The sequence below is a fragment of the Streptomyces sp. NPDC085900 genome (genome assembly GCF_044540925.1).
GTDB lineage: Bacteria > Actinomycetota > Actinomycetes > Streptomycetales > Streptomycetaceae > Streptomyces > Streptomyces gilvifuscus.
Genome location: NZ_JBITSP010000023.1, coordinates 32,945 through 57,466, shown reverse-complemented (window position 1 = coordinate 57,466; position 24,522 = coordinate 32,945). Strand labels below are relative to the sequence as shown.

Here is a 24,522-nt window from a genome sequence, read left to right as displayed (position 1 = left end):
CCGATGCCCTCACCCGTCCGTGTTCCGGCCGTCCTGGGCCTGCCGTTGCTGGTCCTGCTGACGGCCGCTCCCGCCGCGAGCGCGGCGGACGGGTGGTCGCTCGCACCCGGCGGGGGCTCGCGGCCCTCCTTCTACGCCGAGGGCGCGCCCGGGGCGGTCCTGCAGGACACGGTGTCGGTGACCAACCGCGGCGGGCGGCCGGTCATCGTACGGCTCAGCGGCCGGGGCGTCCGGGCCGTCTTCGCGCGAAGCCGCGTACGCGTGCCCGCCCGCACCCGCGCCGACATCCCCTTCACCGTCAGCGCGCCCGGCGACCGCAGCGGCGAGATCGTCGCCCGCGACCAGGACGGCCGCACGGCAACCGCCCCGCTCCGCCTGCGGGCGGGCGGACCCGAACTGTCCGCGCTGACCGTCGAGCAGGTGGCCGTGCACGCCGACCGCATCACGTACGACCTGGTCAACCGCGGTACGACCACCCTGGTGCCGACCCTCGCCGTGCACGCGGACGGCCTGCTCGGCCCGGTCCTCGACCGTGCTCCGCGCACCCTGCCGGTCCGCCTCGCGCCCGGCCGCCGGCTGCGCCTGACCGAGCCCTGGCGCGACCACCCCGCCCTGGACGCGGTCGACGTCCGTCTCACGGTGACGGCACCCGGTGGCGCGAAGGGCTCGGCCGCCGCGTCGGCCCGGTTCGTGCCCTGGAGCGGGGTGGCGGGAGCCGCGGGCGCGGTGACGGCGGGGGGCGCGCTGCTTCTCGTACGACTGCGGCGGCGCGGGCGTCGTCCGGCTCGGGAAGCCCCCGAACACGCGGGCGCGGATGTCGAGTTGACGGGAGCGGTGAGGTGAACGGCAAAGTGAGGACGGCCGCGCTGCTGGCGGTGTTCGCGCTGCTCCTGCTGCCGCTGACGGCGGGGACGGCGGCGGCGGACGGGCCGAGCGTGAAGCTCTCCAAGTCCCAGGCCGGGACCGGGGGTTCGGTCACCGTCAGCGGCAGCGGCTGGCGACCGCACGCGCTGCTGATGATGCTGGTCTGCGGACAGTCCACGCCGTCGCGCGGCGTGATCGGCGGCACCAACTCCTGTGCCAACGGCGACGGCCGGGCCGTCACCACCGACGCCAAGGGCTCCTTCACCAGGAAACTGCCCGTCGCCGAGCCGCCGGTGCCCTGCCCGTGCGTCGTGCACGTGGCGACCGTGGAGGGCGCGAAGGCGCAGGCGGACGCCGTCCTGAAGGTGGCCGGGCACGCCGTGGAGCCGCTGCCGGCCGAGCCCTCCGGCGGGCGCCTGTCGATCCTGACCGACACCCGGCTCGACGGTTCCAGCGGCCTGCTCACCTGGTTCGGCGCGCCGCCCACGCGCACCCTCGTCTTCACCGTCGGCAACGTCGGCACCTCCCCGATCAGGAACCCGGTCTTCCAGGTGGGCACCTCCCACGGCGTGTTCGCGCCGCAGTGGGAGGACCAGGAGTGGCGCGGCACCCTGGGCTCCGGGAAGAAGGCGCAGATCAAGCTGCCCGTCGAGCTCGCGGCGGGCGCGCACGGCGACTACACGGTCTCCCTGAAGTACGGCGGGAAGGTCCTCGCCGAACAGCCCTGGGGCGTGGGCCGGCCCTGGGGCGTGACCCTGTTCTGGGTCCTGGTCTGCCTGGTGGTGCCGGCCGCGCTCTTCCGCGCCGGGATGGCGATCGTGGACCGGGTGCGGCCCCGCCGCGCCGGCGGCCTGCGGCACCGCGGGCTGCGCCTGCCGGAACTGGCCCTGCGCCTGCCGGGCCTGGGCAACCAGAAGCCGGGCGCCCACGCGGCGCCCCCGACCGCCTCGACCTTGCCGTGGTTCACCCCGGACTCCGATCCGAACACGGCCGGTCGGCTCTCCGCACCGCACGACGACAGTCCGACGAGTCCCACGACTCCCACCAGGAAGGGAACGACGTGAGAAAGCGAAGGAGAGTCACACCGGCCGGCAGAGGGAGGCCGCTGGCAGCGGGTGTCGCGCTGGTGCTCGGCGGCGCCGCGGCCCTGCTGGGGCTGGCCGCCGGGTCCGCGCAGGCCGCGCAGGTGTCGTTCGCGACGCACTGTGTGCCGCCCGCCGGCATCGATCCCGTGGACGGCACCACCAAGGTCGAGATCACCGCGCCGGCCACCGCGAAGGTCGGCGACACCGTGAACGTCGTGTGGAAGTTCGTCCAGGCCGCCTCCAAGAACCCGGACATCATCGACCTGCCCGCCAACTCCGTCCAGCCGTCCGGCACCCTGAAGGCGGCCGGTGCGCAGACCGCGGACATCGCGATGCAGGGGCCGCGGGAGAACCCCGCGATCCCCAAGGGCGGCGACATGGTGCTCTCCGACATGAAGGGCACCCTGAAGCTGACGACGGCCGGCGAGGTGACGCTGACGCCCGACGCGTACACGGTCAACGCCATGTCGACGGACACCAAGTGCACGCCGAAGGAGACGGTGCAGAAGGCGGCCACGATCGAGGTGGCGCCGGGCGACGGGGGTACGGCGTCCGCGACACCGACGGACACCTCCTCCGCGACCCCCACGGACACGCCGTCCGCGACCGATTCGGCCTCCGCCTCCGCCTCCGCGTCCGCGAGCGACGGCACCGGTGACGGGCAGACCGACTTCACCGGTAAGGAAGTCGACATCCCCTACACCTGCCAGTCCCCGATCGGCGAGAAGAAGGCCACCTCGCCCATCCAGATCAACGCCAAGAAGGACGGCGGCAGTTACGGCCTCACCGTGCAGTTCAAGAAGTCGGTGATGGACAGCCCCGCCGACATCCCCGCGGGATCGGTCAAGCCCTCCATGGAGGTCGTCCTCGGCGGCGCCGACAAGGGCACGGTGCATGTGGAGGGGCCGACCAACTCCAAGGCCATCAAGTCGGGCGACCCGATAGAGATCCCGGATCTGACGGGCACCTACAAGCCGGGCGCCAGCGGCAGTTCGACCCTGTCCCCGGGCGTCCTGACGATCAACGCCCTGGGTACGACCACCACCTGCAAGCCGGACAGCACGGCGGTGTCGCTGACCCTGGACACGACCCAGCAGGCGAGCGGCGCCTCGGGCGGCACCTCGACGTCCGGCGGCACGTCCTCGTCCTCGTCGTCGAGCGGCGGCCTGGCGGAGACGGGTTCGAGCGACCACGGCGCGCTGAAGGCCCTGGGCCTGGTGGCGGGCACCGCGGTCCTGCTCGGCGCGGCGGTCTTCACCTTCATGCCGGGCCGGCGCACCCGGTGAGACGCCGCCGGCTCAGATCTTGCTCAGAAGATCACGAATCGTTTGCTTCCTTGATCATCGCCGGCATAACGTCCCGTTGTTCGCACAAGCAAGCGGACATGGCAAAGCGCGCGGGGCAAAAGGGCAGTTGAACGATTGACCATCGTGGCCGGTGCCCCGCGAAGGAAAGAGGAGCAAATGTTCTGGGGGAAGAAGCTGGCGGGCGGCGCGCTCGCCGCCGTCCTCATGGCGACCGGGGCCGGACTGGCCACGGCGGCGCCGGCTCAGGCCGCGGCGGCCAGGTACACCTGCAAGGCCGAGGTGCACCTCGACCTGGGCCGGCCCAAGGCGACGTCCTCGTGCCGGAAGTCCGGCTCGGGCAAGAAGGTCTCCAAGCACCGCGTCAAGCTCGTCTGCGACGTGGTGCGCGGGCGGGGGACCCCGCACGAGATCCCGTGGATCCTGTTCGGGCCGTGGGTGAAGCCGGGTCAGAAGTCGACCGTGATGTGCGGGTTCAGCAGCTTCACCCGCTCCTGGTCGGTCGAGACCAAGGCCTGACGAGCGGGCCGCGACACGCGTGAGGGCCGCCGTACCCGATGGGTACGGCGGCCCTCACGCCGTCAGGGGGCGGGCGTCAGCGCACGTCGCCCATCAAGGTCTTCACCTTGCGGCGGTACATCCACACCGCGAAGCCCGCGAGAGCGGCGAGAGCCGCCTCGCCGAAGACCGCTCCCGTGCCGCCGAGATCGACGCCGGCGACGGCCGGGTTGGACAGCAGGCTGGTGATCGAGTCGCCCGCGGTGACCGCGAGGAACCACACGCCCATCATCTGGCTGGCGTACTTGGCCGGCGCCATCTTCGTGGTGACCGACAGGCCCACCGGCGACAGACACAGCTCACCCACGGTCTGGATGAAGTAGATGCCGACCAGCCACATCGGGCTGACCGCCGTGCCGTTCGCCGCCATGGCGAGCGGAATCAGGAAGAAGAAGAACGAGACGCCGATCAGCACCAGGCCCATCGAGAACTTCACGATGGTGCTGGGCTCCTTGCCCTTGCGGTTCAGCCACACCCACACCCAGGCGAAGACCGGGGCCAGCGCCATGATGAACAGCGGGTTCAGCGACTGGTACCAAGAGGTCGGGAAGCCGAAGCCGAGCAGGGACGTCGACGCCTTGCCCTCGCCGAAGGCCTGGACCGTCGAAGCGCCCTGGTCGTAGATCATCCAGAACACCGCGGCCGCGACGAAGAACCAGACGTACCCGGTCATCTTCGACTGCTCGGTGGCCGTCAGCTCCTTGTCCCGCTTGATGCGCAGCAGCACGCCCGCCGGGATGACCAGACCGATGACGGTGAGCGGGATCATCGCCCAGTTCAGGGTGAAGTGGCCGGTGAGGCCGACGACGCCGTAGAAGACCGTCGCCGCGAGCAGCCAGAACAGTCCCTTGCGCAGCCAGGTCCTGCGCTCCTCGGCCGCCAGCGGCTTCGGGACGACGTTGCTGACCGGGCTCAGGTTGCGGGTGCCGAGCAGGAACGCGGCCAGGCCGATGGCCATGCCCACCGCGGCCATGCCGAAGCCGAGATGCCAGTTGACCTCCTGGCCGACGGTGCCGATCGCCAGCGGGGCGAAGAACGCGCCCGCATTGATGCCCATGTAGAAGATCGTGAACCCGCCGTCGCGCCGCGGGTCGTCCGGACCGTCGTAGAGGTGGCCCACCATCGTGGAGATGTTGGCCTTGAGCAGACCGGAACCGGCCGCGACCAGCGCCAGACCCGCGAAGAACGGCGCCTGGCCGCCGGGGATCGCCAGGACGACGTGACCGGACATGATCGTGACAGCCGCGATGGCCACCGTCTTGCGGGGGCCCCAGACGCGGTCGCCGAGCCAGCCGCCGGGCATGGCGAGCAGGTACACCATGGCCGAGTAGACGGAGACGATCACCGTGGTGGTGGCCACGTCCATCGCGAGGCCGCCGCCCATGCTGTGCTTGCCGGCGTCGGGGCCGCCGGAGAGCAGGTAGACGGTGAGCAGGGCCTTCATGCCGTAGTAGGAGAAGCGCTCCCACATCTCGGTCATGAACAGAGTGGCCAGTCCGCGGGGGTGGCCGAAGAAGGTCTTCCCGGAGCCGGGGGTCTCCGGGCGGACCGAGTCCTTCGTCAGGCTGGACGCCATGGTCGTTCCTTGCTGGTGGGGGTTACCGCACACAAAAGAGACCTTCGGCGTCGGTGCCGCCAAAGGTCCCCGCAGTGCTACAGGCGTTGTTTTTTCACCATACGGCAGAGTAGTGCCGGAAATGGAAGGACTTGAGACGTGAATCACAGGTGACCAAGGAACCGTACACCCGCTTTCCAAGGTCCCTTACAAGATCGCCCCACTGATGCACAGGTTCGTTTCGGTGCGTACGAAGGTAAGAATCACCCGTGCCGATCACACCCCAGCACCTGTCGGGAGCGGACTACCATCACCTCATGACCCGTGTACTGCTCGCCGAGGACGACGCGTCCATCTCGGAGCCGCTGGCCCGCGCACTGCGCCGGGAAGGTTACGAGGTCGAGGTGCGCGAGGACGGACCCACCGCGCTCGACGCCGGAATGCAGGGCGGCGTCGACCTGGTCGTGCTGGACCTCGGTCTGCCCGGCATGGACGGCCTCGAGGTCGCCCGCCGGCTGCGTGCCGAAGGCCACACCGTGCCGATCCTCATCCTGACCGCGCGGGCCGACGAGGTGGACACCGTCGTCGGTCTCGACGCGGGCGCCGACGACTACGTCACCAAGCCCTTCCGGCTCGCCGAACTGCTCGCCCGGGTGCGGGCCCTGCTGCGGCGCGGTGCCGCCGAGCCGGCGCAGCCGCCCGCCACGCACGGCGTGCGGATCGACGTCGAGTCGCACCGGGCGTGGATGGGCGACGAGGAACTCCAGCTGACCGCCAAGGAGTTCGACCTGCTGCGGGTGCTGGTGCGGGACGCGGGACGGGTCGTCACCCGCGACCAGCTGATGCGCGAGGTGTGGGACACCACCTGGTGGTCGTCCACGAAGACGCTCGACATGCACATCTCCTGGCTGCGCAAGAAGCTGGGCGACGACGCGGCGAACCCCCGGTACATCGCGACGGTGCGGGGCGTCGGATTCCGCTTCGAGAAGAGCTAGTCGGCTACGCGCGTTGCGCCGTCGTGGCTCGGGCGTGTGGCGCGGCTGCGGGTGCGTGGGGGCCGGTCGCGCGGTTCCCCGCGCCCCTTCACGGCATCGCCCACAGGGCGTTGAAGCCACTGTCCGGAGGAGTTCGTGCGTCGTCGTCTGATTCAGTCCACCCTCGCCGTCGTGCTGGTGGTCATCGCCGTCTTCGGCGTCTCCCTCGTCATCGTCGAGACGCGGACCATCAGCAACAGCGCCCAGGAACGGGTGAGTTCCGAGGCGCAGCGGCTGGCCAGCATCGTGGACAGCCGGCTGAACGTGGCGGGGGCGGTCAACGCGGAGGTGCTGCACGGGCAGGTCACCGGGGACCGGTATGCCGTGGTGCGGATCCCGGGGCAGGACGCCCTCACGCTCGGGACAAAGCCCGACGGCGAGGTCATCCGGGGGCACGCCAGCGGTGAGGAGGGCGAGACGGTCGTCGTCGAGGAGCCCCGCTCGACCGTCAGCCGGGAGGTCGGCCGGACGCTGCTGATCATCGGCCTGGTCGCGCTGCTCGCGGTCGTGGCCGCCGTACTCCTCGCGATCCGTCAGGCCAACCGCCTCGCCTCCCCGCTCACCGACCTCGCGGAGACCGCCGAGCGGCTGGGGTCGGGTGACCCGCGCCCCCGCCACAAGCGGTACGGCGTCCCCGAGCTGGACCGCGTCGCCGACGTCCTGGACTCCTCCGCCGAGCGCATCGCCCGGATGCTCACCGCCGAACGGCGCCTGGCCGCCGACGCCTCCCACCAGCTCCGCACACCGCTCACGGCGCTGTCGATGCGGCTGGAGGAGATCACCCTCACCGACGACCCGGACACGGTGAAGGAGGAGGCCAACGTCGCCCTGACCCAGGTCGAGCGCCTGACGGACGTGGTGGAACGTCTCCTCACCAACTCCCGCGACCCCCGCACCGGCAACGCCGTCTCCTTCGACCTCGACGAGGTCATCCAGCAGCAGCTGGCGGAGTGGCGGCCCGCCTACCGCAGCGCGGGGCGGGCGATCGTCAGCTCCGGCAAGCGGCACCTGCAGGCCGTGGGCACCCCCGGCGCCGTGGCCCAGGTCCTGGCGGCCCTCATCGAGAACTCGCTGATGCACGGCGGGGGCACGGTGGCGCTGCGCACGCGGGTCACCGGCAACCAGGCGGTGGTGGAGGTGACGGACGAGGGTCCGGGCGTCCCGGCCGACCTCGGCGCGCGCATCTTCGAGCGGACCATCAGCGGCCGCAACTCGACCGGCATCGGACTGGCCGTGGCCCGCGACCTCGCGGAGGCGGACGGCGGCCGCCTGGAGATGCTCCAGACGAAACCGCCGGTCTTCGGTCTGTTCCTGTCCCGCACACCGCCCCTGAAGCGGCCCCGGACCGACGAGGAGCCGACGGTCCGCTGAGTCAGGGGGAGCCGTGCGGCCCCCCGGCGGTCGTCAGTCCGGGTCAGCCGACCCGCTGTCGCGCCTTGCGTCGCCCCAGCTGGGCCGAGGCCTTCGCCTCGGCCTCCAGAAAGGCCTCCGCGTCCGCGACGGCCTCCCGGGCCGGCAGCGCCTTGAACACCCACGTGCGGTACGACCAGAACCGGAACAGCGTCCCGAGCCCGATACCGACGACCTTGAAAATGTTCCGCTGCAGGGAGCTGTCCCAGCCGAAACCGTAGATCGCGGCGTACAGCACGCCGTTCTCGATCACCAGACCGACCAGGCTGAACGCGAGGAAAAGCGTCAGTTCCCTGGTCCGGGCGCTCTTGTCGCGGTCGCGATAGGTGAAATAGCGGAAGCCCAGATAGTTGACCCCGATGGCGACGACGGTCGCGATCACGTTGGCGCGCACCGCCTGCAGGCTGGTCACATGCCACAGCAGGTTGGAGACGCCGAAGTTCACGACGGTGCCGAGCGCGCCCACCGCCCCGAACTTGGCGATCTCCTGAGTGAGCCTTCGCAGCCCGGAGGAACCCTGTTCCATGGTCCTTGAGGCTCCCATCCGGTAGGTATCGCCGTCGTTTTTCGTCGTTTTCACCAACCCAGCCATGCTAACCACCGCCCGTGGCGATCGCCTGTGCATGAGCTCACAGGTCGGAAAGAGGTCGGGAAGAGCGGGGGAGACGAGGGAAAAGTCCGGGAAGAGCCCGGTAAGAGCGCTGGGAAACGGCCGGAAATCGGTGCCCCCGGCGCGGCCGATACCCTAGGGGCGTGACGTTTCCGGTAGTCGGCATGGTCGGCGGAGGCCAGCTCGCTCGTATGACACACGAGTCAGGCATCCCGCTCGGCATCAGGTTCAAGCTCCTCAGTGACACTCCCCAGGACTCCGCGGCGCAGGTCGTCGGCGACGTCGTCGTCGGCGACTACCGCGACCTGGACACGCTGCGTGCCTTCGCGCAGGGCTGTGACGTGATCACCTTCGATCACGAGCACGTGCCCACCGAGCACCTGCGGGCCCTGGAGGCGGACGGCATCCCCGTGCGCCCCGGCCCCGACGCGCTCGTGCACGCCCAGGACAAGGGGGTGATGCGCGCGAGGCTCGACGCGCTCGGCATCCCGTGCCCGCGGCACAGGATCGTCAGCGACCCGGCCGACGTGGCCGCGTTCGCGGAGGAGGGCGACGGCTTCCCCGTCGTCCTCAAGACCGTCCGCGGCGGCTACGACGGCAAGGGCGTGTGGGTCGTGGACGGCGCGGAGGAGGCCGAGGACCCGTTCCGCGCCGGCGTCCCCGTGCTGGCCGAGGAGAAGGTCGACTACGTCCGCGAGCTCGCCGCCAACGTCGTCCGCTCCCCGCACGGCCAGGCCGTCGCCTACCCGGTGGTCGAGTCACAGCAGGTGGCCGGCGTCTGCGACACGGTCATCGCGCCCGCCCCCGACCTCGACGAGGAGCTCGCGCTCAAGGCCGAGGAGATGGCCCTGACCATCGCCAAGGAGCTCGGCGTCGTCGGCCACCTCGCGGTGGAGCTGTTCCAGACCCGCGACGGCCGCGTCCTCGTCAACGAACTGGCGATGCGCCCGCACAACTCGGGCCACTGGACCCAGGACGGCGCGATCACCTCGCAGTTCGCCAACCACGTCCGCGCCGTCCTCGACCTCCCGCTCGGCGACCCGCGCCCGCGCGCGAAGTGGACGGTCATGGTCAACGTCCTCGGCGGCGACTACCCGGACATGTACTCCGCGTACCTGCACTGCATGGCCCGCGACCCCCAGCTGAAGATCCACATGTACGGCAAGGACGTGAAGCCCGGCCGCAAGGTCGGCCACGTCAACACCTACGGCGACGACCTGGACGACGTTCTCGAGCGCGCGCGTCACGCAGCCGGCTACCTGAGAGGCACGATCACCGAATGAGCCCCGTTGTAGGCATCGTCATGGGTTCGGACAGCGACTGGCCCGTCATGGAGGCCGCGGCCAAGGCCCTGGACGAGTTCGAGATCGAGTACGAGGTCGACGTCGTCTCCGCGCACCGCATGCCGCGCGAGATGATCACGTACGGCGAGCAGGCGGCCGAGCGGGGCCTGAAGGTGATCATCGCGGGCGCCGGGGGCGCCGCCCACCTCCCCGGCATGCTCGCCTCCGTCACCCCGCTGCCGGTCATCGGCGTCCCCGTGCCGCTGAAGTACCTCGACGGCATGGACTCCCTGCTGTCGATCGTGCAGATGCCGGCCGGCGTCCCCGTCGCGACCGTCTCCGTCGCCGGCGCCCGCAACGCCGGCCTGCTCGCGGCCCGCATCCTCGCCGCCCACGACGAGGACCTGCTGCAGAAGATGCGCGACTTCCAGCAGGACCTGAACGACCAGGCCACCGAGAAGGGCAAGCGCCTGCGCGCCAAGGTCGACGGCAACGGCGGCGGCTTCGGCTTCGGGAAGTGACGCCCGTGAGCTCACTGGAGCAGGCCCGGGAACTCCTCGGCGAGTTCCCGGTCGTCGACGGCCACAACGACCTGCCCTGGGCCCTGCGCGAGCAGGTCCGCTACGACCTCGCCGCCCGCGACATCGCCGTACACCAGAACGCGCATCTGCACACCGACATCCCGCGCCTGCGCGAGGGCGGGGTCGGCGCGCAGTACTGGTCGGTGTACGTGCGCTCGGACCTGCCGGACGCGGTGCCGGCGACGCTGGAGCAGATCGACTGCGTACGGCAGTTGCTGGCCCGCCACCCGGCGGACCTGGCGCCCGCGCTGACCGCCGCGGACATGGAGGCGGCACGGCGGGAGGGCCGTATCGCCTCCCTGATGGGCGCCGAGGGCGGCCACTCGATCGCCAACTCCCTCGGCACGCTGCGCGGGCTGTACGCGCTGGGCGTGCGGTACATGACGCTCACCCACAACGACAACAACGACTGGGCGGACTCGGCGACCGACGAGCCGAACGTCGGCGGCCTGTCGGCCTTCGGCCGTGAGGTCGTGCGGGAGATGAACCGGCTCGGCATGCTCGTCGACCTCTCGCACGTGGCGGCGACGACCATGCGGGACGCGCTGGACGCCACCGGCGCGCCGGTGATCTTCTCCCACTCCTCCGCGCGGGCCGTGTGCGACCACCCGCGCAACATCCCGGACGACGTCCTCGAACGCCTGCCCGGCAACGGCGGCATGGCGATGGTGACCTTCGTGCCGAAGTTCGTGCTGCAGGCGGCCGTCGACTGGACGGCCGCGGCCGACGAGAACATGCGCGCCCAGGGTCTGCACCACCTCGACACGAGCCCGCAGGCCATGAAGGTCCACCGGGCGTTCGAGGAGCGTCACCCGCGCCCGGTCGCGACGGTCTCCACGGTCGCCGACCACCTGGACCACATGCGCGAGGTCGCCGGCGTCGACCACCTCGGCATCGGCGGCGACTACGACGGCACGGCCTTCACGCCCGACGGGCTGAACGACGTCTCCGGCTACCCGAACCTGATCGCCGAGCTCCTCGACCGCGGCTGGTCCAGGTCCGACCTGGCCAAGCTGACCTGGAAGAACGCGGTACGGGTGCTGGGCGCCGCGGAGGAAGTGGCGCGGGAGCTGCAGGGGGCGCGGGGGCCGTCGAACGCCACGATCGGGGAACTGGACGGCTGAAGCGGGCGGCGGCAGGGGGTCGCTGGACCGGCCGCCCCCCGAACGCCCCACCCACCAGGAAGCCCCAGCGGCTCCGTGCGACGGTGACCGTACATCTTCGGGATCCTTCGGGACGATCACGACGTACGGAGCCCGCCATGGCAGATCTCCAGGACGAACTGGACACGACGACCGAGGTCGGCGGGCTCGACGGCCTGCCGGACCCCTTCGAGACCGCGGAGCCGTACACCCCCGTCTCCGACCCGGACGACGCTCCGCTGGAGCGCGCCCACGCCATCCTCGCCGCGCATCCCGTCGCGGACGGCTACAGCGGGCTGCCGTGGGCGCTCAGACACCTGCCCTGGTACGACCTGGAGCTCGGCGAGAGCGCCGTGGACACCGACGTGCCGCGGCTGCGGGAGGGGCACGTCGGCGCGCTGTTCTGGTCGCTGCACCTGCCGGAGGGACTGGCCGGCGACCGCGCCGTCGGGGCCACCCTGGAGCAGCTCGACCTGGTCAAGACGGTCGTCCACGCCCACCCCGAGGGCCTGCGGCTGGCCGGCGCCGCCGGACAGGTCACCGACGCCCGCAACTGCGGCCGCATCGCCGTCCTGCTCGGCCCCGCGGGCGCCGCCGCCCTCGGCGACTCCCTCGGCATCCTGCGCTCCCTGCGCTCCCTCGGGCTGCGCCTCCTGACCCTGACCGGCGCGTCCTGGGCCAGCGAGGCCGGGCTGACCCGGTTCGGCGAGGAGGTCGTCCGGGAGATGAACCGGGTCGGCGTGCTCGCCGACCTCTCCGGCGCCTCCGCCGACACCGTGCGCCGCGCCTTCGCCGTCTCCAAGGCGCCGGTGCTGTTCACCCGCTCCGCCGCCCGCGCCCTGCGCCCCCACCCGGCCAACCTCCCCGACGACCTGCTCGCCGAGCTCGGCGCCGCCAGGGGCCTGTGCATGGTGCCGCTGACGGCGGAGCAGGCCGGGCCGTCGATCCGGGACGTCGCCGACCACCTCGACCACGTCCGTGAGATCGCCGGGTCCGAGTGCGTCGGCCTGTCCGGCACCTACGACGCCGGCACCGCCCACCCCCAGGACCTGGCCGACGCCTCCTGCTACCCGCTGCTGATCGCCGAGCTGCTGCACCGCGGCTGGTCCGAGCCCGACCTGGCCCTGCTGACCTGGGGCAACGTCCAGCGCGTGCTGCGCAACGCCGACTTCACCGCCCGCGCCGCCCAGCAGCGCCGCGAGCCGTCCACGGCGAAGATCGCCGATCTCGACGGCTGAGGGACGGGACCCTAAGAGGGCTCCTTACGACTCGTCGATCCGGCACAGGCAGAACGGATGCCCCGCCGGATCGGCGTACACCTGGAAGTCCTTCTCCTTGCGGTCCTCCAGGTCCAGCGGCGTCGCCCCGAGCGCCAGCACCCGCTCGTGCGCCGCGTCCATCTCCTCCCACGTCGAACCGGCGTCGAAGTCGAGGTGGAACTGCTGCGAGTTGCGGTCCGCGCGCGGCCACTCGGGCGGCGTGAGCCCCTCCGCCCGCTGGAAGGCGAGCCGCGGCCCGTCCGGGACGCGCAGGACGACCCAGTCGTCGTCCTCGGCCCGCGGGGTGCCGCCGACGACCTGTGCGTAGAAGTCGGCCAGCGCGTGCGGGTCGGGGCAGTCGATCACGACGGAACGGAAACGGGCCACGGCCATGGTGTCCTCCTGATCAGCAGGCGCAGAGGCAGAACGGGTGCCCTGCCGGGTCGGCGTACACACGGAAGCTTCGCGAGCGGTCGTCCGCGTCCAGCGGCTTCGCGCCGAGCGCCAGTACGCCGGCCTCGGCCGTGTCCAGGTCCTCGACGGTCAGGTCCAGATGGAACTGCTGCGAGCGGTCCGGCGCGGGCCACTCGGGGGCGACGAAACCGGGGGAGGCCTGGAAGGCCAGTGCCCGGCCCTCGGGGGTCGTGAGGTCCACCCAGTCGCCGTCCGCCTCGACCGTGCCGCCCAGCAGCTCGGCGTAGAAACCGGCGAGCGCGCGCGGGTCGGGACAGTCCAGGACGACGGCGCCCAGCTTGGCGATGGCCATGACTTCCTCCTGCGTTACCTGTAGATGTGGTCAAGGAGTAACCGTTACCGCATGCTCCCCCATTGGAGGTAACGTCGCAAGAGGAATTCCCGGAGGTAGCGTGCAGCCATGAGTGAGAGATCGGCCGCGCCCGGGGGCCTCGCACTGGTCGAGTCCCTGGTCAACACGCTGGACATCGAGTCGGGGGCGGACGCCCTGGACACCGAGGACGGCCGGGCGCGCTTCGGACTCACCCAGGACGAGGTGGAGGCCGCACGCGAGCTGCGCGAATCCCTGCGCGCAGCACTGCTCGCCCACGCCGGCCACCCGCCGCACAGCCGCGTCGTTCCCCTGGACGAGTTGCTGGCGTCCGCCCCGCTGCGGGTCACCGTCGACGCCACCGACGGCTCCGCCGCCCTCACCCCCGCCGACGCACGCCCGCTGCTCTCCCGTGTCGCCGCCGCCGTCGCCGAGTCCCTCGTCGCGGGCACCTGGCTGCGGCTGAAGGCCTGCGAGGCCGAGACCTGCCACTGGGCGTACTACGACCGCAGTCCCGCCGGGCGCGGCCGCTGGTGCTCGATGCAGGTCTGCGGGGCCCGCGCGAAGATGCGCCGCTACCGGGCCAGGTAGTTCCCCGGCCACCGCCCGCACCGGTGGTGCAGAATGCAACAAGACGCCGGTTCGGCCGACTGAGCCTCGGCCGAACCGGCGTCGTCCGTGTGGTTACGCGGTGGGCCGGCCCATCGCCCGGTACGTCCACCCCGCCTTGCGCCACAGCATCGGATCGAGCGCGTTGCGCCCGTCCAGGATCACCCGGGCCGTCGCCACCTCGCCCAGCGCCGCCGGGTCCAGCTCGCGGAACTCCCGCCACTCCGTCAGATGCAGGACGACGTCCGCGCCGCGCACCGCGGCGGTCGCCGACTCCGCGTAGCCGAGGGTGGGGAAGACCTTGCGGGCGTTGTCCATGCCCTTCGGGTCGTAGACGGTGACCTGGCCGCCCTGGAGGTGGATCTGCCCCGCCACGTTCAGCGCGGGGGAGTCGCGTACGTCGTCCGAGTCCGGCTTGAACGTCGCGCCGAGCACCGCCACCCGCTTGCCCAGGAACGGGCCGCCGCCCAGTGCCTCCCGGGCCAGCTCCACCATCTGCCCGCGCTGGCGCATGTTGATCGAGTCGATCTCCCGCAGGAACGTCAGGGCCTGGTCGGCGCCCAGCTCACCGGCGCGGGCCATGAACGCCCGGATGTCCTTGGGCAGACAGCCGCCGCCGAACCCGATGCCCGCCCGCAGGAACTTCCGGCCGATCCGGTCGTCGTACCCGATGGCCTCGGCCAGCTTGGCCACGTCGCCGCCGGAGGCCTCGCACATCTCCGCCATCGCGTTGATGAAGGAGATCTTGGTGGCCAGGAAGGAGTTCGCGGAGGTCTTCACCAGCTCGGCCGTCGGGAAGTCCGTCACGACGAACGGCGTCCCCTGGGCTATCGGCGTCGCGTACACCTCGCGCAGCAGCTTCTCGGCCCGCTCGCTGCGCACGCCGGCCACGATCCGGTCCGGCCGCAGGGTGTCCTCGACGGCGAAGCCCTCGCGCAGGAACTCCGGGTTCCAGGCCAGCTCGGCGTCCTCCCCGGCGGGGGCGTGCTCGGCGAGGTAGCGGGCCAGCCGGTCGGCCGACCCCACCGGCACGGTCGACTTGCCGACGACCAGCGCGGGGCCGGTCAGATGCGGGGCGAGCGAGGCGAAGGCGGACTCGACGTACGACATGTCGCAGGCGTACTCGCCGTGCTTCTGCGGGGTGTTGATGCACAGGAAGTGCACGTCGCCGAAGGCGCCGACCTCGGCCCAGTCCATGGTGAAGCGCAGCCGCCCGGTGGAGCCCTCGATCCCGGCGACGTGCTTGCGCAGCAGCTCCTCGAGGCCCGGCTCGAACATGGGCGACTCGCCCCGCTCCAGCTTGGCGATCTTCTCCGGCACCACGTCGAGCCCCAGCACCTCGAAGCCCAGCTCCGCCATGGCGGCGGCATGCGTCGCGCCGAGATAGCCGGTGCCGATCACGGTGATCCTGAGGGCCATGGGATGCTCCAGAGTGGGGACGTTGGCGATGCGGAGCCGAGCATAGTCGGGCTGTTCGCCGGGCACTTTTCCCGCTGTCGCCAAGCTCACGTATCAGTCCGGTGAGCCGCCCTCTAAAATTTGAGTTACTTAACGGTAATTAGCGTCGGCAATCGCAGCGTTTTGGAGCGTGAGAAACCTTGGCCGGATCGGCTGACTTCGACCTGTACCGCCCGTCCGAGGAGCACGACATGCTCCGTGACGCCGTCCGCTCCCTGGCCGAGGCGAAGATCGCACCGTACGCCGCCGCGGTGGACGAGGAGGCACGCTTCCCGCAGGAGGCCCTCGAGGCGCTCGTCGCCAACGAACTGGCCGCCGTCCATGTGCCCGAGGAGTACGGCGGCGCCGGCGCCGACGCCCTCGCCACGGTCATCGTGATCGAGGAGGTCGCCCGCGTCTGCGTCTCCTCCTCCCTCATCCCGGCCGTGAACAAGCTCGGCTCCCTGCCGGTGATCCTCTCCGGCTCCGAGGAGCTGAAGAAGAAGTACCTGGGCCCGCTCGCCAAGGGCGACGCGATGTTCTCGTACTGCCTCTCCGAGCCGGAGGCCGGCTCGGACGCGGCCGGCATGAAGACCAAGGCCGTCCGCGACGGCGACCACTGGGTCCTCAACGGCGTGAAGCGCTGGATCACCAACGCGGGCGTCTCCGAGTACTACACGGTCATGGCGGTCACCGACCCCGCCAAGCGCTCCAAGGGCATCTCCGCCTTCGTCGTCGAGCGCTCGGAGGAGGGCGTCTCCTTCGGCGCCCCGGAGAAGAAGCTCGGCATCAAGGGCTCCCCCACCCGCGAGGTCTACTTCGACAATGTCCGCATCCCCGCCGACCGCATGATCGGCGAGGAGGGCACCGGCTTCGCCACGGCGATGAAGACCCTCGACCACACCCGCATCACCATCGCGGCCCAGGCCCTCGGCGTCGCCCAGGGCGCCCTCGACTACGCCAAGGGCTACGTCCAGGAGCGCAAGCAGTTCGGCAAGCCGATCGCCGATTTCCAGGGCATCCAGTTCATGCTCGCCGACATGGCCATGAAGATCGCCGCCGCCCGCGCCCTCACCTACCAGGCCGCGGCCGCCTCCGAGCGCGGCGACGCCGACCTGACCTTCCAGGGCGCGGCGGCGAAGTGCTTCGCCTCGGACGTGGCCATGGAGGTCACCACGGACGCGGTGCAGCTCCTCGGCGGCTACGGCTACACCCGCGACTACCCGGTCGAGCGCATGATGCGCGACGCCAAGATCACTCAGATCTACGAGGGCACCAACCAGGTCCAGCGCATCGTGATGGCGCGCAACCTGCCGTAAGGGCGGACGGCCGACGGCTCTCGCCGATCGGCGTAGCGACACCGAAGCCCCCGGAGGGAATCCGGGGGCTTCTGTCGTCTCCGGCGTGGGGCAATTCGTAGCGGATTGTTCGCGTCCGCCCGATGGCGCCCCGCGCCCGGCGGGCGTAGGACGGGAACCAACACGGGGCCCGCCCCGGGCCCCTCTCCCTCCCAGGAGGAGCCATGACCCAGACCGGACCCGCCGCCGCCATGTCCAAGGAGATGCAGGACTGCGTCGAGGCGTGCATGTCGTGCCACAGCATGTGCGAGGAGACCATGAGCTCCTGTATGCAGATGGGCGGTCAGGCGCAGATGCAGATCATGCGCGCGCTCATCGACTGCTCCGAGATGACCCGCATGTGCGCGGACATGATGATGCGGCGCTCGCCCATGTCGGCCGAGATGTGCGCGATGTGCGCCAAGGCCTGCGACATGTGCGCGGAGGCGTGTATGTCCATGCCGGACGATCCCCAGATGATGCGCTGCGCCGAGGCGTGTCGCCGCTGCGCGCAGATGTGCCGGACCATGGCGGGCGCCACGATGTGACCCTCACCGGAGCGTGACGGGGGGCACCCGCCACGGGTGCCCCCACCGCGTCAGGTGAACAGGGGTTCCAACGCCCGCTCCAGGTCCGCCGGGTCGCGGTAGTGCACCGCGTTCATGCCCAGGGCGGCCGCCGCGCCGACGTTCTCCTCGCTGTCGTCGACGAACAGGCAGCGCTCGGGGTGGACGCCCGCCAGGTCCGCCGCCAGGCGGTAGATGCGCGGGTCCGGCTTGGCCAGGCCAACCCGGGCGCTGTTGACGACGTGGTCGGCGAGGTCGGCCAGGCCGAGGGAGTCGAGGTCGGCCTCCAGCTCCAGGGCCGCGTTGGAGACGAGGACGACCGGCACCCGGATACGGGCGCGGCGCAGCAGGGACACCACCTCGTCGTCGGCGTGGAAGGGCGACTCCAGCAGCGCCAGGGCCAGTTCGTACGCCGTCTGCGGATCGGAGTGGGGCACCAGCCCGGCCAGGCCCGCCGCGATCGACTCCGCCCACTCCTGCGAGGTGATCTCGCCCAGCACCAGCGGCGAGACCGTCTCCGGCGCGAACGCCACCTTCCGGGTGGACCCCTCGGCGACCCCCGCGGCCCGCTCCAGGGCCTGCAGACGCGAGGAGTCGAAGGAGCGGACCACGTTGTCCACGTCACACAGAACCGCCCCGAAGGGCGGTCTGCCGTTGTTGCCGTCAGTCACCCGACACCGTGACCTTCTGATCGTTGTTCAACTCGTTCACCAGCGTCTTCACCTTCGCCTTGTCCCAGACCAGGTTGCCGCCGGTGGAGCCGGAGATCGGCATGTTCATCGACGTGCCGTCACCGCCGCTGACGCCCTTCATCGCCCAGAACATGGAGGCCAGGTCCCACAGGCTCATGTCCTTGTCGACGGTGAGGGAGTCCAGGCCCGCGCCCATCGTCGGATAGAACTTGAAGGGGTTGAGGATCGTCGACGGGGTCGCCACCTGGTGGGCCAGGGCCGACAGGAACTTCTGCTGGTTCTTGGTGCGCTGCAGGTCCGAGGCGGCGAAGGCGTGCCGGGTGCGGACGAAGGCGAGGGCCTGCTCGCCGTTCAGCGTCTGCTTGCCCGCCTTGAAGTCGGCGCCCGAGTACTTGTCCTTGAAGCCCTTGTCGATGTCGATCGTCACGCCGCCCACCGCGTCCACGATCTTCGCGAAGCCGGCGAAGCCGATCTCCACGTAGTGGTCGATGTGCAGGCCCATGTTGTACTCGATCGTGCGGACCAGCAGCGTCGGCCCGTCCTCCGCGTAGGCCGCGTTCAGCTTGGTCTGCCGGCCCGTGTTCGGGTAGGTCTTGCCGGAGGTCGATCCCTTGTACGAGGGGATCGTCACGTTCGAGTCGCGCGGCAGGGAGATCAACGTGTCGCCGTTGGAGCCGACGTGCAGGATCATCATCGAGTCCGTGCGCTTGCCCTCGGCCGAGCCGGTGTGGAGCTTCTTCTTCTCCTCGGCGGACATGCCGGCGCGGCTGTCGGAGCCGACGATCAGGTAGTTCGTGCCGTCGCCCGTCGCCGGTCTGTCGATGACCTTGGACAGGTCGACGTCCCGGTGCAGCTTGGAGTCGGCCCAGAAGTATGTGGCGACGGAGGTCACGAGCAGCACGGTCACGAGGGTGAGCGCCGTCCACTTGATACGGCGCCGCCAGTTCGGCCGCGGCCGGCCTCCACCCGGTCCGCCGGGACCGCCGTGGCCGCCACCGCCGTACACCTGCCCGGTGTTGTAGCCGTCGTAGTCGTCGGCCGGGGCGTCGGCGTAGCCGCCGTGGCCCTGGCCGTTCACGTACGACGGCTGCTGGGGCACCCCACCGCCGTACGGCGGCGCGGACGGGCCGGAGCCCCCGTACGCGCCCGGGGCCGGCCGCCGGACCTGCCGCATCACGCGCGCGCCCTCAGGCTGTGCGCTGGCGCTGCCGCGTCCGTACCGGTTGTCGCGGTTGTCGTCGGACCATGCCTCGGGCCACTCGTTCATGGGCCCCAGTGTGCAGGCAGTGGGCATGCCCTTTACAAGGGTCGTCGAAAAATCAGGGCACTGCTGTTGCGAACCCAACACAAAGTCCGCGAATGTCACGTCGGCATAGGGTGGACGCCATGACAGACCAGGCCACGGCCACGGAATCGGACACCTCGGGCATCCCGGGCAAGCCCACCTCGGCGTCCCGGACCACGCTCAGCCACATCATGACCCACAACGACACCAACCTGCTGGGCACGGTGCACGGCGGTGTGATCATGAAGCTCGTCGACGACGCGGCGGGTGCCGTGGCCGGCCGGCACAGCGGAGGCCCCGCGGTGACCGCGTCCATGGACGAGATGGCGTTCCTGGAGCCGGTCCGCGTCGGCGACCTGGTGCACGTCAAGGCGCAGGTCAACTGGACCGGCCGGACCTCCATGGAGGTCGGCGTCCGCGTGCTCGCCGAGCGCTGGAACGAGTCCACCCCGCCCACCCAGGTCGGTTCCGCCTACCTCGTCTTCGCCGCCGTCGACGCCGACGGCAAGCCCCGCCGGGTACCGCCCGTCCTCCCGGAGACGGAGAAGGACAGGCGCCGCTACCAGGAGGCCCAGATCCGCCGCACCCACCGGCTGGCCCGCCGCCGGGCGATCATGGAGCTGCGGGAGAAGCGGGCGGCGGAGGGCCTGGACGACTGATCCGTGCGCCGGACCCTGTTACGAGCACACCACCTGGTCCCCGGTCACGGTCTCGAAGCGGCCCTGGGTCGCGTCCTGCGCCCGTACCTTCTGCACGCCCTTGAAGTCGGCCCCGGCGATCACCTTCAGCGTCGGCCCCTGTCCCTTGACGGCCCGCAGTTCGCTGCCGGGCAGCGCGGCCGCCAGCGACCTGGCCGAGCGGTCCCATCGGGGGTCGTAGGCGACGACCGTGCGGGCGACCTTGCGGTCGGCCGCGTTCGCCGGCGTGTGGGTCGTGCTGAAGCCGGCGCCGGCCAGGGCGGCGTCCACGCGGCGCCCGAGGCCCTCGGTGGCGGTGCCGTTCTCGACCTGCACCCGGATCTGCCCGGGGGCGACCTCCACGCGGACCACCTTGGCGCCGGCGGCGCGGCGCACGGTCAGGGGCTTGTCGTCCCGGAGGTCGGCGAACAGGGCGTCGGCCTTGGCGGTGTCCCACTTCAGGGTCGAGCCGATGCCCTTGACGGCGTATCCCATCTGCCCGATGGGGACCGTGGTGAACTCCGAGGAAGAGGGGGAGAAGTCGCGCATCGCGCGGCCGAGGTCGAGGAGTTCGTCCGTGCCGAAGCCCTTGTCCGCCCGGACCGAGCCCAGCACGGCCCGGGTCACGTCCCGGAACTTCATGGGGTTCAGCAGGATCCCGGAAGACGTCGCCCGTTCGACGAGGGCGGCCAGGAAGCGCTGCTGGCGCTTCATGCGGCCCAGGTCGGAGGCGCCGTCGACGTGCCGGGCGCGGACGTACTGCAGGGCCTGGCCACCCATCAGGGTGTGGGTGCCGGCGGGCAGGTCGAGGCCGGTGTAGGTGTCCTTGAGGGGTTCGGTGGTGCAGATCTTGACCCCGCCCAGTACGTCGACCGTCCTCATGAAGCTGGTGAAGTCGACCTCCAGATAGTGGTCGATCTTCACGTGGGTCATGTTCTCGACGGTCCGCACGGTGAGGTTGGGGCCGCCCTCCGCGTACGCCGCGTTGAGCTTGATCGGGTGGGTGCCCTCGCCGTCGGCGTTCGGCACCTGCGTGTAGGAGTCGCGCGGCAGGCTCACCACGCTCGCCCGCTCCCGGCCCTCCGAGATGTGCACGATCATCATCGTGTCGGTGCAGTGGCAGGGCGCGCCGCCCAGGTGGTACCGGTGCCGCTCCTGCGCGGTGATCCGGTCGCGGCCGTCCGTGCCGACCAGCAGGACGTTCATGCCGTTACCGGCCCGCGGGCGGTTCTTCATGTCCTTGAAGGGGTCCACGCGGGCGATGTCCGCGTCGAGGCTGGTGACCACCGCGTGCCCGATCCCGGCCGAGGCGAGGACGACGACGGAGAGGGTCGTCACCGCCCGCATGGCCCAGCGCGGCTTCTTGCGGCGCACGGGGGGCCGCGGTGCGCCGCCGCCGCGCTGCTGCGGGGTGCGGGGCGGCTGGGTGCGGCGCTGTGGGCGGGCGGGGGCGGCGGACCGGGGCTGCGTGGGCATGGGGGACACCTCCGGGCTACGGCCGTACGTGGGATCGTGAGCACCGTAGGCCGATATGATCTGCGGCCCGGTCCGCCGCCCCGGCGGGGCGCGGAGCTGTCCCCCGTTCGCGGTAACGTGAGCACCGATGAACGCCAATTCCGACGTGCAGCTCCCCGCCGTGTCTGTGATCATGCCCGTCCTCGACGAGGAACGGCATCTGCGCGGAGCCGTCCAAGCGATCCTCGCGCAGGAGTACGCCGGCGAGATGGAGGTCGTGATCGCCCTCGGTCCGTCCACGGACCGCACGGACGAGATCGCCGCCGAGCTCGTACGGGAGGACCCGCGCGTCCACACCGTCCCCAATCCCACCGGCCGCACCCCCGCCGCCCTCAACGCGGCGATCAAGGCCTCCCGGCACCCGATCGTGGTCCGCGTCGACGGCCACGGCATGCTCTCGCCGAACTACATCGCCACCGCCGTACGGCTGTTGCAGGAGACCGGCGCGCAGAACGTCGGCGGCATCATGCACGCCGAGGGCGAGAACGACTGGGAGCACGCCGTCGCCGCCGCGATGACCTCGAAGATCGGCGTCGGCAACGCGGCCTTCCACACCGGTGGCGAGGCGCAGCAGGCCGAGACGGTCTACCTCGGCGTCTTCCGGCGCGAGGCGCTGGAGCGGCAGGGCGGGTACAACGAGGAGTTCATCCGGGCCCAGGACTGGGAGCTGAACTTCCGCATCCGGGAGGCCGGCGGGCTGATCTGGTTCTCGCCCGAGCTGCGGGTGTCGTACCGGCCGCGGCCGAGCGTGAAGGCGCTGGCCAAGCAGTACAAGGACTACGGCCGTTGGCGGCACGTCGTCGCCCGCTACCACGAGGGCTCCATCAACCTGCGCTACCTGGCCCCGCCGACGGCGGTCCTCGCGATCGCGGCGGGCGTCCTGGTGGGCGCCCTGGTGACGCCCTGGGGCTTCGTCGTCCCCGGCGGCTATCTCGCGGCGATCGTCCTCGGGTCGATCCCGGCGGGCAAGGGGCTGCCGCTGAAGGCCCGGCTGCAGATCCCGGTGGCCCTCGCCACCATGCACATGTGCTGGGGCTGGGGCTTCCTGACCAGCCCGAAATCGCTGGCCAGGAAGGTCATCGCGTCGCGGCGGCCCGCGGTGCTCACCGCCGACTGAGCACCCGCGAGCCTCACTCGGGCCCGGACTACCAGGTGTAGTCCGGGTCGACGTGCATGCAGGCCTTGGTGTCCGCGCCGTTGAGGGCGCCCGCCGACTTCGGTGTCGTGTCGTCGTCGTCCGCCGAGGTGTACTTCGTGCCGGAGCGCCAGTCGGCGCCGACGACCAGGGTGACGCCGTCGACGTCCGTGGACTTCTTCACCTGGTCGGCCGGGATGCCGAGCGCCTTGGCGACCCGCTGGGCGTCGCCCTCCAGGTCGGCGTCGGGGTAGCGGATCACCGTCTCGTCCCGGCCGAGCAGCGTGGAGGAGTCCGCCACGGCCTCCTCGAAGCCCTTGCCGACGAGCAGGCGGGCGACCGTGCCCGCCCGCCCGCTCACGGGGGCGAGGGTGCTGGTGCGCGTGCCGTTCTGCACCTGTACGGCGATCTTGTCGTCGGTGTCGGCCGGCTCCGCGGTGGCCGTGGCCGTCGTGGTCTTCTTCTTGTCCTTGCCGTCCAGCGCGATGTCCTCGCGCACCAGCCGGAACAGCTTCGCCGCGTCGGTGGGCCTGGGCAGCACCCGGTTGCCGTCGGAGGAGTACACCCAGGGCATCGTCGTCATGGTGATGCGCTCGGTGGGGACCTTCTTCAGCTCCTTGCTCAGGTCGTAGAGCTTGGCGACGCTGCCGAGGCCGTCGTCGACCGTCAGCGCCTCGGTGGCGGTCTCGGCGAGCGCGCGCAGCTTGCCCGGGTTGCTGAGCGTGGCGTTGGCGCGCAGCCGGCGGACCATCGAGTTCATGTACATGTGCTGGGCCTTGGTGCGCGCGATGTCGCTGCCGTCCTCGAAGCCGTAGCGGGTGCGCAGCCACTGCAGGGCCTGCTTGCCCTTGACGGAGGTGGTGCCCTTCCTCAGCTTCAGGCCGGAGCCGTGGCCGGAGGAGGTGTGCGAGTAGACGTCGGCGTCCACGCAGACCGGGACGCCGCCCACGGCGTCCGCCATGGAGACCACGCCCGCGAAGTCGACCATGATGAAGTGGTCGATGTGGATGTCGGTGAGCTTCTCCCAGGTGGCCACCGTGCAGCCGGGGCCGCCGCGCTCCAGGGAGGCGTTGGTCATCGTCGAGGTCGACGCGGCGTACGTCTTTCCGGTGTCCGGGTCGGTGCACTCGGGGATGTCGAGCAGGGTGTCGCGGGGCATGCTCACGACCGACATGTTGGTGCGGTCCGCGGAGACGTGCAGCAGCATCTGGACGTCCGCGCGCGGGGCGGTGTTGTACGTGTCCTTCGCGCCGCCGAGCTTCTGGTTCTCCTTGGAGTCGCGGGCGTCGGAGCCGATCAGCAGGATGTTCAGCGGGGTCTGTCCGGCGGAGTTGGCCTTCGGCGCGGCCGCGCGGTCGTCCTTGTCCCCGATGTTGAGGTCGTCCTTGCGGAGGTTGTCGTTGAGGTGCTGGTAGTAGAGGTAGCCGGCGCCCGCCGTGCCGACTGTCACCACCGCCAGGACCGTCGCCGACCAGCGCAGTATCCGGTGTCTGCGGCGCCCGCGGCCACCACGGTCGTGGCGACCTCCGGGACGTACGTCTGTGTCCTGCGGCGTGAGGGACATCGTGTCCTCGACCGCGGGAACGCTGCTCTGCGCCAACTCCCTGTCCTTTCCCACCCCTGCGCCCCGGGCCCTCGGACGTGAGCGCGCCTCATCATTCTGCAGACAGCTTGGTTTCAGCTGTGGGTCACCATGTGAATCCCGGTCGACGCACCCGCCGTCCCCACGGCACGGGCCCGCCGTACGTCCTGGAGACATACGACGGGCCCGAGAGGTTGCCCTTGAGGCCTCGACCCCTT

The 24,522-nt window shown here is 71.0% G+C and carries 24 protein-coding genes; 15 read left to right on the top strand and 9 right to left on the bottom strand.

Annotated features, from left to right (window positions below; translation table 11 throughout):
• The first annotated feature begins 3 nt into the window (after positions 1–3).
• From ACIGDI_RS42590 to ACIGDI_RS42575, 4 genes are all read left to right on the top strand, one after another.
• Positions 4–843, top strand: coding sequence for a hypothetical protein (locus tag ACIGDI_RS42590; protein WP_399908202.1), 840 nt, complete (start codon positions 4–6; stop codon positions 841–843).
• The gene (locus ACIGDI_RS42585; protein ID WP_399908200.1) at positions 840–1,928 is read left to right on the top strand and encodes a hypothetical protein; all 1,089 of its coding nucleotides are present in this window, start codon (positions 840–842) and stop codon (positions 1,926–1,928) included. Before ACIGDI_RS42590 ends, ACIGDI_RS42585 begins: the two co-directional genes overlap by 4 nt.
• 62 nt (positions 1,929–1,990) lie before the next feature.
• Positions 1,991–3,235, top strand: coding sequence for a hypothetical protein (locus tag ACIGDI_RS42580; RefSeq protein WP_399908240.1), 1,245 nt, complete (start codon positions 1,991–1,993; stop codon positions 3,233–3,235).
• Between the two features lie 177 nt (positions 3,236–3,412).
• Positions 3,413–3,772: a hypothetical protein gene (locus ACIGDI_RS42575; RefSeq protein WP_399908197.1), complete on the top strand. Its 360-nt coding sequence runs from the start codon at positions 3,413–3,415 to the stop codon at positions 3,770–3,772.
• 76 nt (positions 3,773–3,848) lie between these two features.
• Here ACIGDI_RS42575 and ACIGDI_RS42570 read toward each other — a convergent pair whose 3' ends face one another.
• Positions 3,849–5,387 (bottom strand): peptide MFS transporter, encoded by a 1,539-nt coding sequence (locus ACIGDI_RS42570; RefSeq protein WP_399908194.1) that lies wholly within the window; start codon positions 5,385–5,387, stop codon positions 3,849–3,851.
• A 296-nt stretch (positions 5,388–5,683) separates the two neighbouring features.
• On the opposite strand from ACIGDI_RS42570, the gene ACIGDI_RS42565 reads away from it, so the two are divergent.
• Complete coding sequence (locus tag ACIGDI_RS42565) at positions 5,684–6,361, top strand: response regulator transcription factor (RefSeq protein ID WP_058928367.1); 678 nt, start codon at positions 5,684–5,686, stop codon at positions 6,359–6,361.
• Between the two features lie 135 nt (positions 6,362–6,496).
• A complete protein-coding gene (locus ACIGDI_RS42560; protein WP_399908191.1) occupies positions 6,497–7,771 on the top strand; it encodes an ATP-binding protein in 1,275 nt (424 codons plus the stop codon).
• Positions 7,772–7,814: 43 nt separating this feature from the next.
• On the opposite strand, the gene ACIGDI_RS42555 is transcribed toward ACIGDI_RS42560, so the two are convergent.
• Entirely contained in the window at positions 7,815–8,336 is a 522-nt protein-coding gene (locus ACIGDI_RS42555) for a GtrA family protein (RefSeq protein ID WP_399908237.1), read from the bottom strand.
• 227 nt (positions 8,337–8,563) lie between these two features.
• Between ACIGDI_RS42555 and ACIGDI_RS42550 the strand changes: the two genes are divergently transcribed.
• The 4 genes from ACIGDI_RS42550 (at position 8,564) to ACIGDI_RS42535 (ending at position 12,664) form a co-directional block, all read left to right on the top strand.
• The gene (locus ACIGDI_RS42550) at positions 8,564–9,703 is read left to right on the top strand and encodes a 5-(carboxyamino)imidazole ribonucleotide synthase (protein WP_399908188.1); all 1,140 of its coding nucleotides are present in this window, start codon (positions 8,564–8,566) and stop codon (positions 9,701–9,703) included.
• Positions 9,700–10,224, top strand: a complete 525-nt coding sequence (gene purE, locus ACIGDI_RS42545; protein WP_200704294.1) for a 5-(carboxyamino)imidazole ribonucleotide mutase — start codon at positions 9,700–9,702, stop codon at positions 10,222–10,224. Before ACIGDI_RS42550 ends, purE begins: the two co-directional genes overlap by 4 nt.
• A 5-nt stretch (positions 10,225–10,229) precedes the next feature.
• Positions 10,230–11,408, top strand: a complete 1,179-nt coding sequence (locus tag ACIGDI_RS42540) for a dipeptidase (RefSeq protein WP_399908185.1) — start codon at positions 10,230–10,232, stop codon at positions 11,406–11,408.
• A 137-nt stretch (positions 11,409–11,545) separates the two neighbouring features.
• A complete protein-coding gene (locus ACIGDI_RS42535) occupies positions 11,546–12,664 on the top strand; it encodes a dipeptidase (RefSeq protein WP_399908182.1) in 1,119 nt (372 codons plus the stop codon).
• 24 nt (positions 12,665–12,688) lie between these two features.
• Here the strand turns inward: ACIGDI_RS42535 and ACIGDI_RS42530 are convergent, their stop codons facing one another.
• Both ACIGDI_RS42530 and ACIGDI_RS42525 read right to left on the bottom strand, forming a co-directional pair.
• Positions 12,689–13,078: a VOC family protein gene (locus ACIGDI_RS42530; protein ID WP_399908179.1), complete on the bottom strand. Its 390-nt coding sequence runs from the start codon at positions 13,076–13,078 to the stop codon at positions 12,689–12,691.
• 13 nt (positions 13,079–13,091) lie between these two features.
• Positions 13,092–13,451, bottom strand: coding sequence for a VOC family protein (locus ACIGDI_RS42525; protein WP_399908176.1), 360 nt, complete (start codon positions 13,449–13,451; stop codon positions 13,092–13,094).
• Between the two features lie 108 nt (positions 13,452–13,559).
• Between ACIGDI_RS42525 and ACIGDI_RS42520 the strand changes: the two genes are divergently transcribed.
• Positions 13,560–14,060: a CGNR zinc finger domain-containing protein gene (locus ACIGDI_RS42520; protein WP_399908173.1), complete on the top strand. Its 501-nt coding sequence runs from the start codon at positions 13,560–13,562 to the stop codon at positions 14,058–14,060.
• Positions 14,061–14,153: 93 nt separating this feature from the next.
• Here the strand turns inward: ACIGDI_RS42520 and ACIGDI_RS42515 are convergent, their stop codons facing one another.
• Positions 14,154–15,497 carry a UDP-glucose dehydrogenase family protein gene (locus ACIGDI_RS42515; RefSeq protein WP_399908170.1) on the bottom strand — a complete coding sequence of 448 codons (1,344 nt, stop codon included), beginning with the start codon at positions 15,495–15,497 and terminating at the stop codon, positions 14,154–14,156.
• Positions 15,498–15,676: 179 nt separating this feature from the next.
• On the opposite strand from ACIGDI_RS42515, the gene ACIGDI_RS42510 reads away from it, so the two are divergent.
• Both ACIGDI_RS42510 and ACIGDI_RS42505 read left to right on the top strand, forming a co-directional pair.
• Complete coding sequence (locus ACIGDI_RS42510) at positions 15,677–16,834, top strand: acyl-CoA dehydrogenase (protein ID WP_399908168.1); 1,158 nt, start codon at positions 15,677–15,679, stop codon at positions 16,832–16,834.
• Between the two features lie 203 nt (positions 16,835–17,037).
• Positions 17,038–17,400: a four-helix bundle copper-binding protein gene (locus ACIGDI_RS42505; protein ID WP_142152360.1), complete on the top strand. Its 363-nt coding sequence runs from the start codon at positions 17,038–17,040 to the stop codon at positions 17,398–17,400.
• A 50-nt stretch (positions 17,401–17,450) separates the two neighbouring features.
• On the opposite strand, the gene ACIGDI_RS42500 is transcribed toward ACIGDI_RS42505, so the two are convergent.
• A complete protein-coding gene (locus ACIGDI_RS42500) occupies positions 17,451–18,089 on the bottom strand; it encodes an HAD family hydrolase (RefSeq protein ID WP_399908165.1) in 639 nt (212 codons plus the stop codon).
• On the bottom strand, positions 18,082–19,377 hold the full coding sequence (locus ACIGDI_RS42495) for an LCP family protein (RefSeq protein WP_399908162.1): 1,296 nt from the start codon (positions 19,375–19,377) through the stop codon (positions 18,082–18,084). Before ACIGDI_RS42495 ends, ACIGDI_RS42500 begins: the two co-directional genes overlap by 8 nt.
• Positions 19,378–19,496: 119 nt before the next feature.
• Here ACIGDI_RS42495 and ACIGDI_RS42490 point away from each other — a divergent pair, with 119 nt between their 5' ends.
• On the top strand, positions 19,497–20,054 hold the full coding sequence (locus ACIGDI_RS42490; RefSeq protein ID WP_234492086.1) for an acyl-CoA thioesterase: 558 nt from the start codon (positions 19,497–19,499) through the stop codon (positions 20,052–20,054).
• An 18-nt stretch (positions 20,055–20,072) separates the two neighbouring features.
• On the opposite strand, the gene ACIGDI_RS42485 is transcribed toward ACIGDI_RS42490, so the two are convergent.
• Positions 20,073–21,548, bottom strand: a complete 1,476-nt coding sequence (locus ACIGDI_RS42485; RefSeq protein ID WP_399908159.1) for an LCP family protein — start codon at positions 21,546–21,548, stop codon at positions 20,073–20,075.
• A gap of 127 nt (positions 21,549–21,675) precedes the next feature.
• Between ACIGDI_RS42485 and ACIGDI_RS42480 the strand changes: the two genes are divergently transcribed.
• Entirely contained in the window at positions 21,676–22,704 is a 1,029-nt protein-coding gene (locus tag ACIGDI_RS42480) for a glycosyltransferase family 2 protein (protein ID WP_142152357.1), read from the top strand.
• Between the two features lie 28 nt (positions 22,705–22,732).
• Here the strand turns inward: ACIGDI_RS42480 and ACIGDI_RS42475 are convergent, their stop codons facing one another.
• Positions 22,733–24,286, bottom strand: coding sequence for an LCP family protein (locus ACIGDI_RS42475; protein WP_399908234.1), 1,554 nt, complete (start codon positions 24,284–24,286; stop codon positions 22,733–22,735).
• Between the last annotated feature and the right edge of the window lie 236 nt (positions 24,287–24,522).

Bases quoted from the DNA above. Each gene is read 5' to 3' on its own strand.
- ACIGDI_RS42590 (WP_399908202.1), top strand. From the start codon at position 4: ATGCCCTCACCCGTCCGTGTTCCGGCCGTCCTGGGCCTGCCGTTGCTG.
- ACIGDI_RS42575 (WP_399908197.1), top strand. From the start codon at position 3,413: ATGTTCTGGGGGAAGAAGCTGGCGGGCGGCGCGCTCGCCGCCGTCCTC.
- ACIGDI_RS42570 (WP_399908194.1), bottom strand. From the start codon at position 5,387: ATGGCGTCCAGCCTGACGAAGGACTCGGTCCGCCCGGAGACCCCCGGC.
- ACIGDI_RS42565 (WP_058928367.1), top strand. From the start codon at position 5,684: ATGACCCGTGTACTGCTCGCCGAGGACGACGCGTCCATCTCGGAGCCG.
- ACIGDI_RS42555 (WP_399908237.1), bottom strand. From the start codon at position 8,336: ATGGAACAGGGTTCCTCCGGGCTGCGAAGGCTCACTCAGGAGATCGCC.
- purE (WP_200704294.1), top strand. From the start codon at position 9,700: ATGAGCCCCGTTGTAGGCATCGTCATGGGTTCGGACAGCGACTGGCCC.
- ACIGDI_RS42535 (WP_399908182.1), top strand. From the start codon at position 11,546: ATGGCAGATCTCCAGGACGAACTGGACACGACGACCGAGGTCGGCGGG.
- ACIGDI_RS42530 (WP_399908179.1), bottom strand. From the start codon at position 13,078: ATGGCCGTGGCCCGTTTCCGTTCCGTCGTGATCGACTGCCCCGACCCG.
- ACIGDI_RS42525 (WP_399908176.1), bottom strand. From the start codon at position 13,451: ATGGCCATCGCCAAGCTGGGCGCCGTCGTCCTGGACTGTCCCGACCCG.
- ACIGDI_RS42520 (WP_399908173.1), top strand. From the start codon at position 13,560: ATGAGTGAGAGATCGGCCGCGCCCGGGGGCCTCGCACTGGTCGAGTCC.
- ACIGDI_RS42515 (WP_399908170.1), bottom strand. From the start codon at position 15,497: ATGGCCCTCAGGATCACCGTGATCGGCACCGGCTATCTCGGCGCGACG.
- ACIGDI_RS42505 (WP_142152360.1), top strand. From the start codon at position 17,038: ATGACCCAGACCGGACCCGCCGCCGCCATGTCCAAGGAGATGCAGGAC.
- ACIGDI_RS42495 (WP_399908162.1), bottom strand. From the start codon at position 19,377: ATGAACGAGTGGCCCGAGGCATGGTCCGACGACAACCGCGACAACCGG.
- ACIGDI_RS42490 (WP_234492086.1), top strand. From the start codon at position 19,497: ATGACAGACCAGGCCACGGCCACGGAATCGGACACCTCGGGCATCCCG.
- ACIGDI_RS42485 (WP_399908159.1), bottom strand. From the start codon at position 21,548: ATGCCCACGCAGCCCCGGTCCGCCGCCCCCGCCCGCCCACAGCGCCGC.
- ACIGDI_RS42480 (WP_142152357.1), top strand. From the start codon at position 21,676: ATGAACGCCAATTCCGACGTGCAGCTCCCCGCCGTGTCTGTGATCATG.
- ACIGDI_RS42475 (WP_399908234.1), bottom strand. From the start codon at position 24,286: ATGTCCCTCACGCCGCAGGACACAGACGTACGTCCCGGAGGTCGCCAC.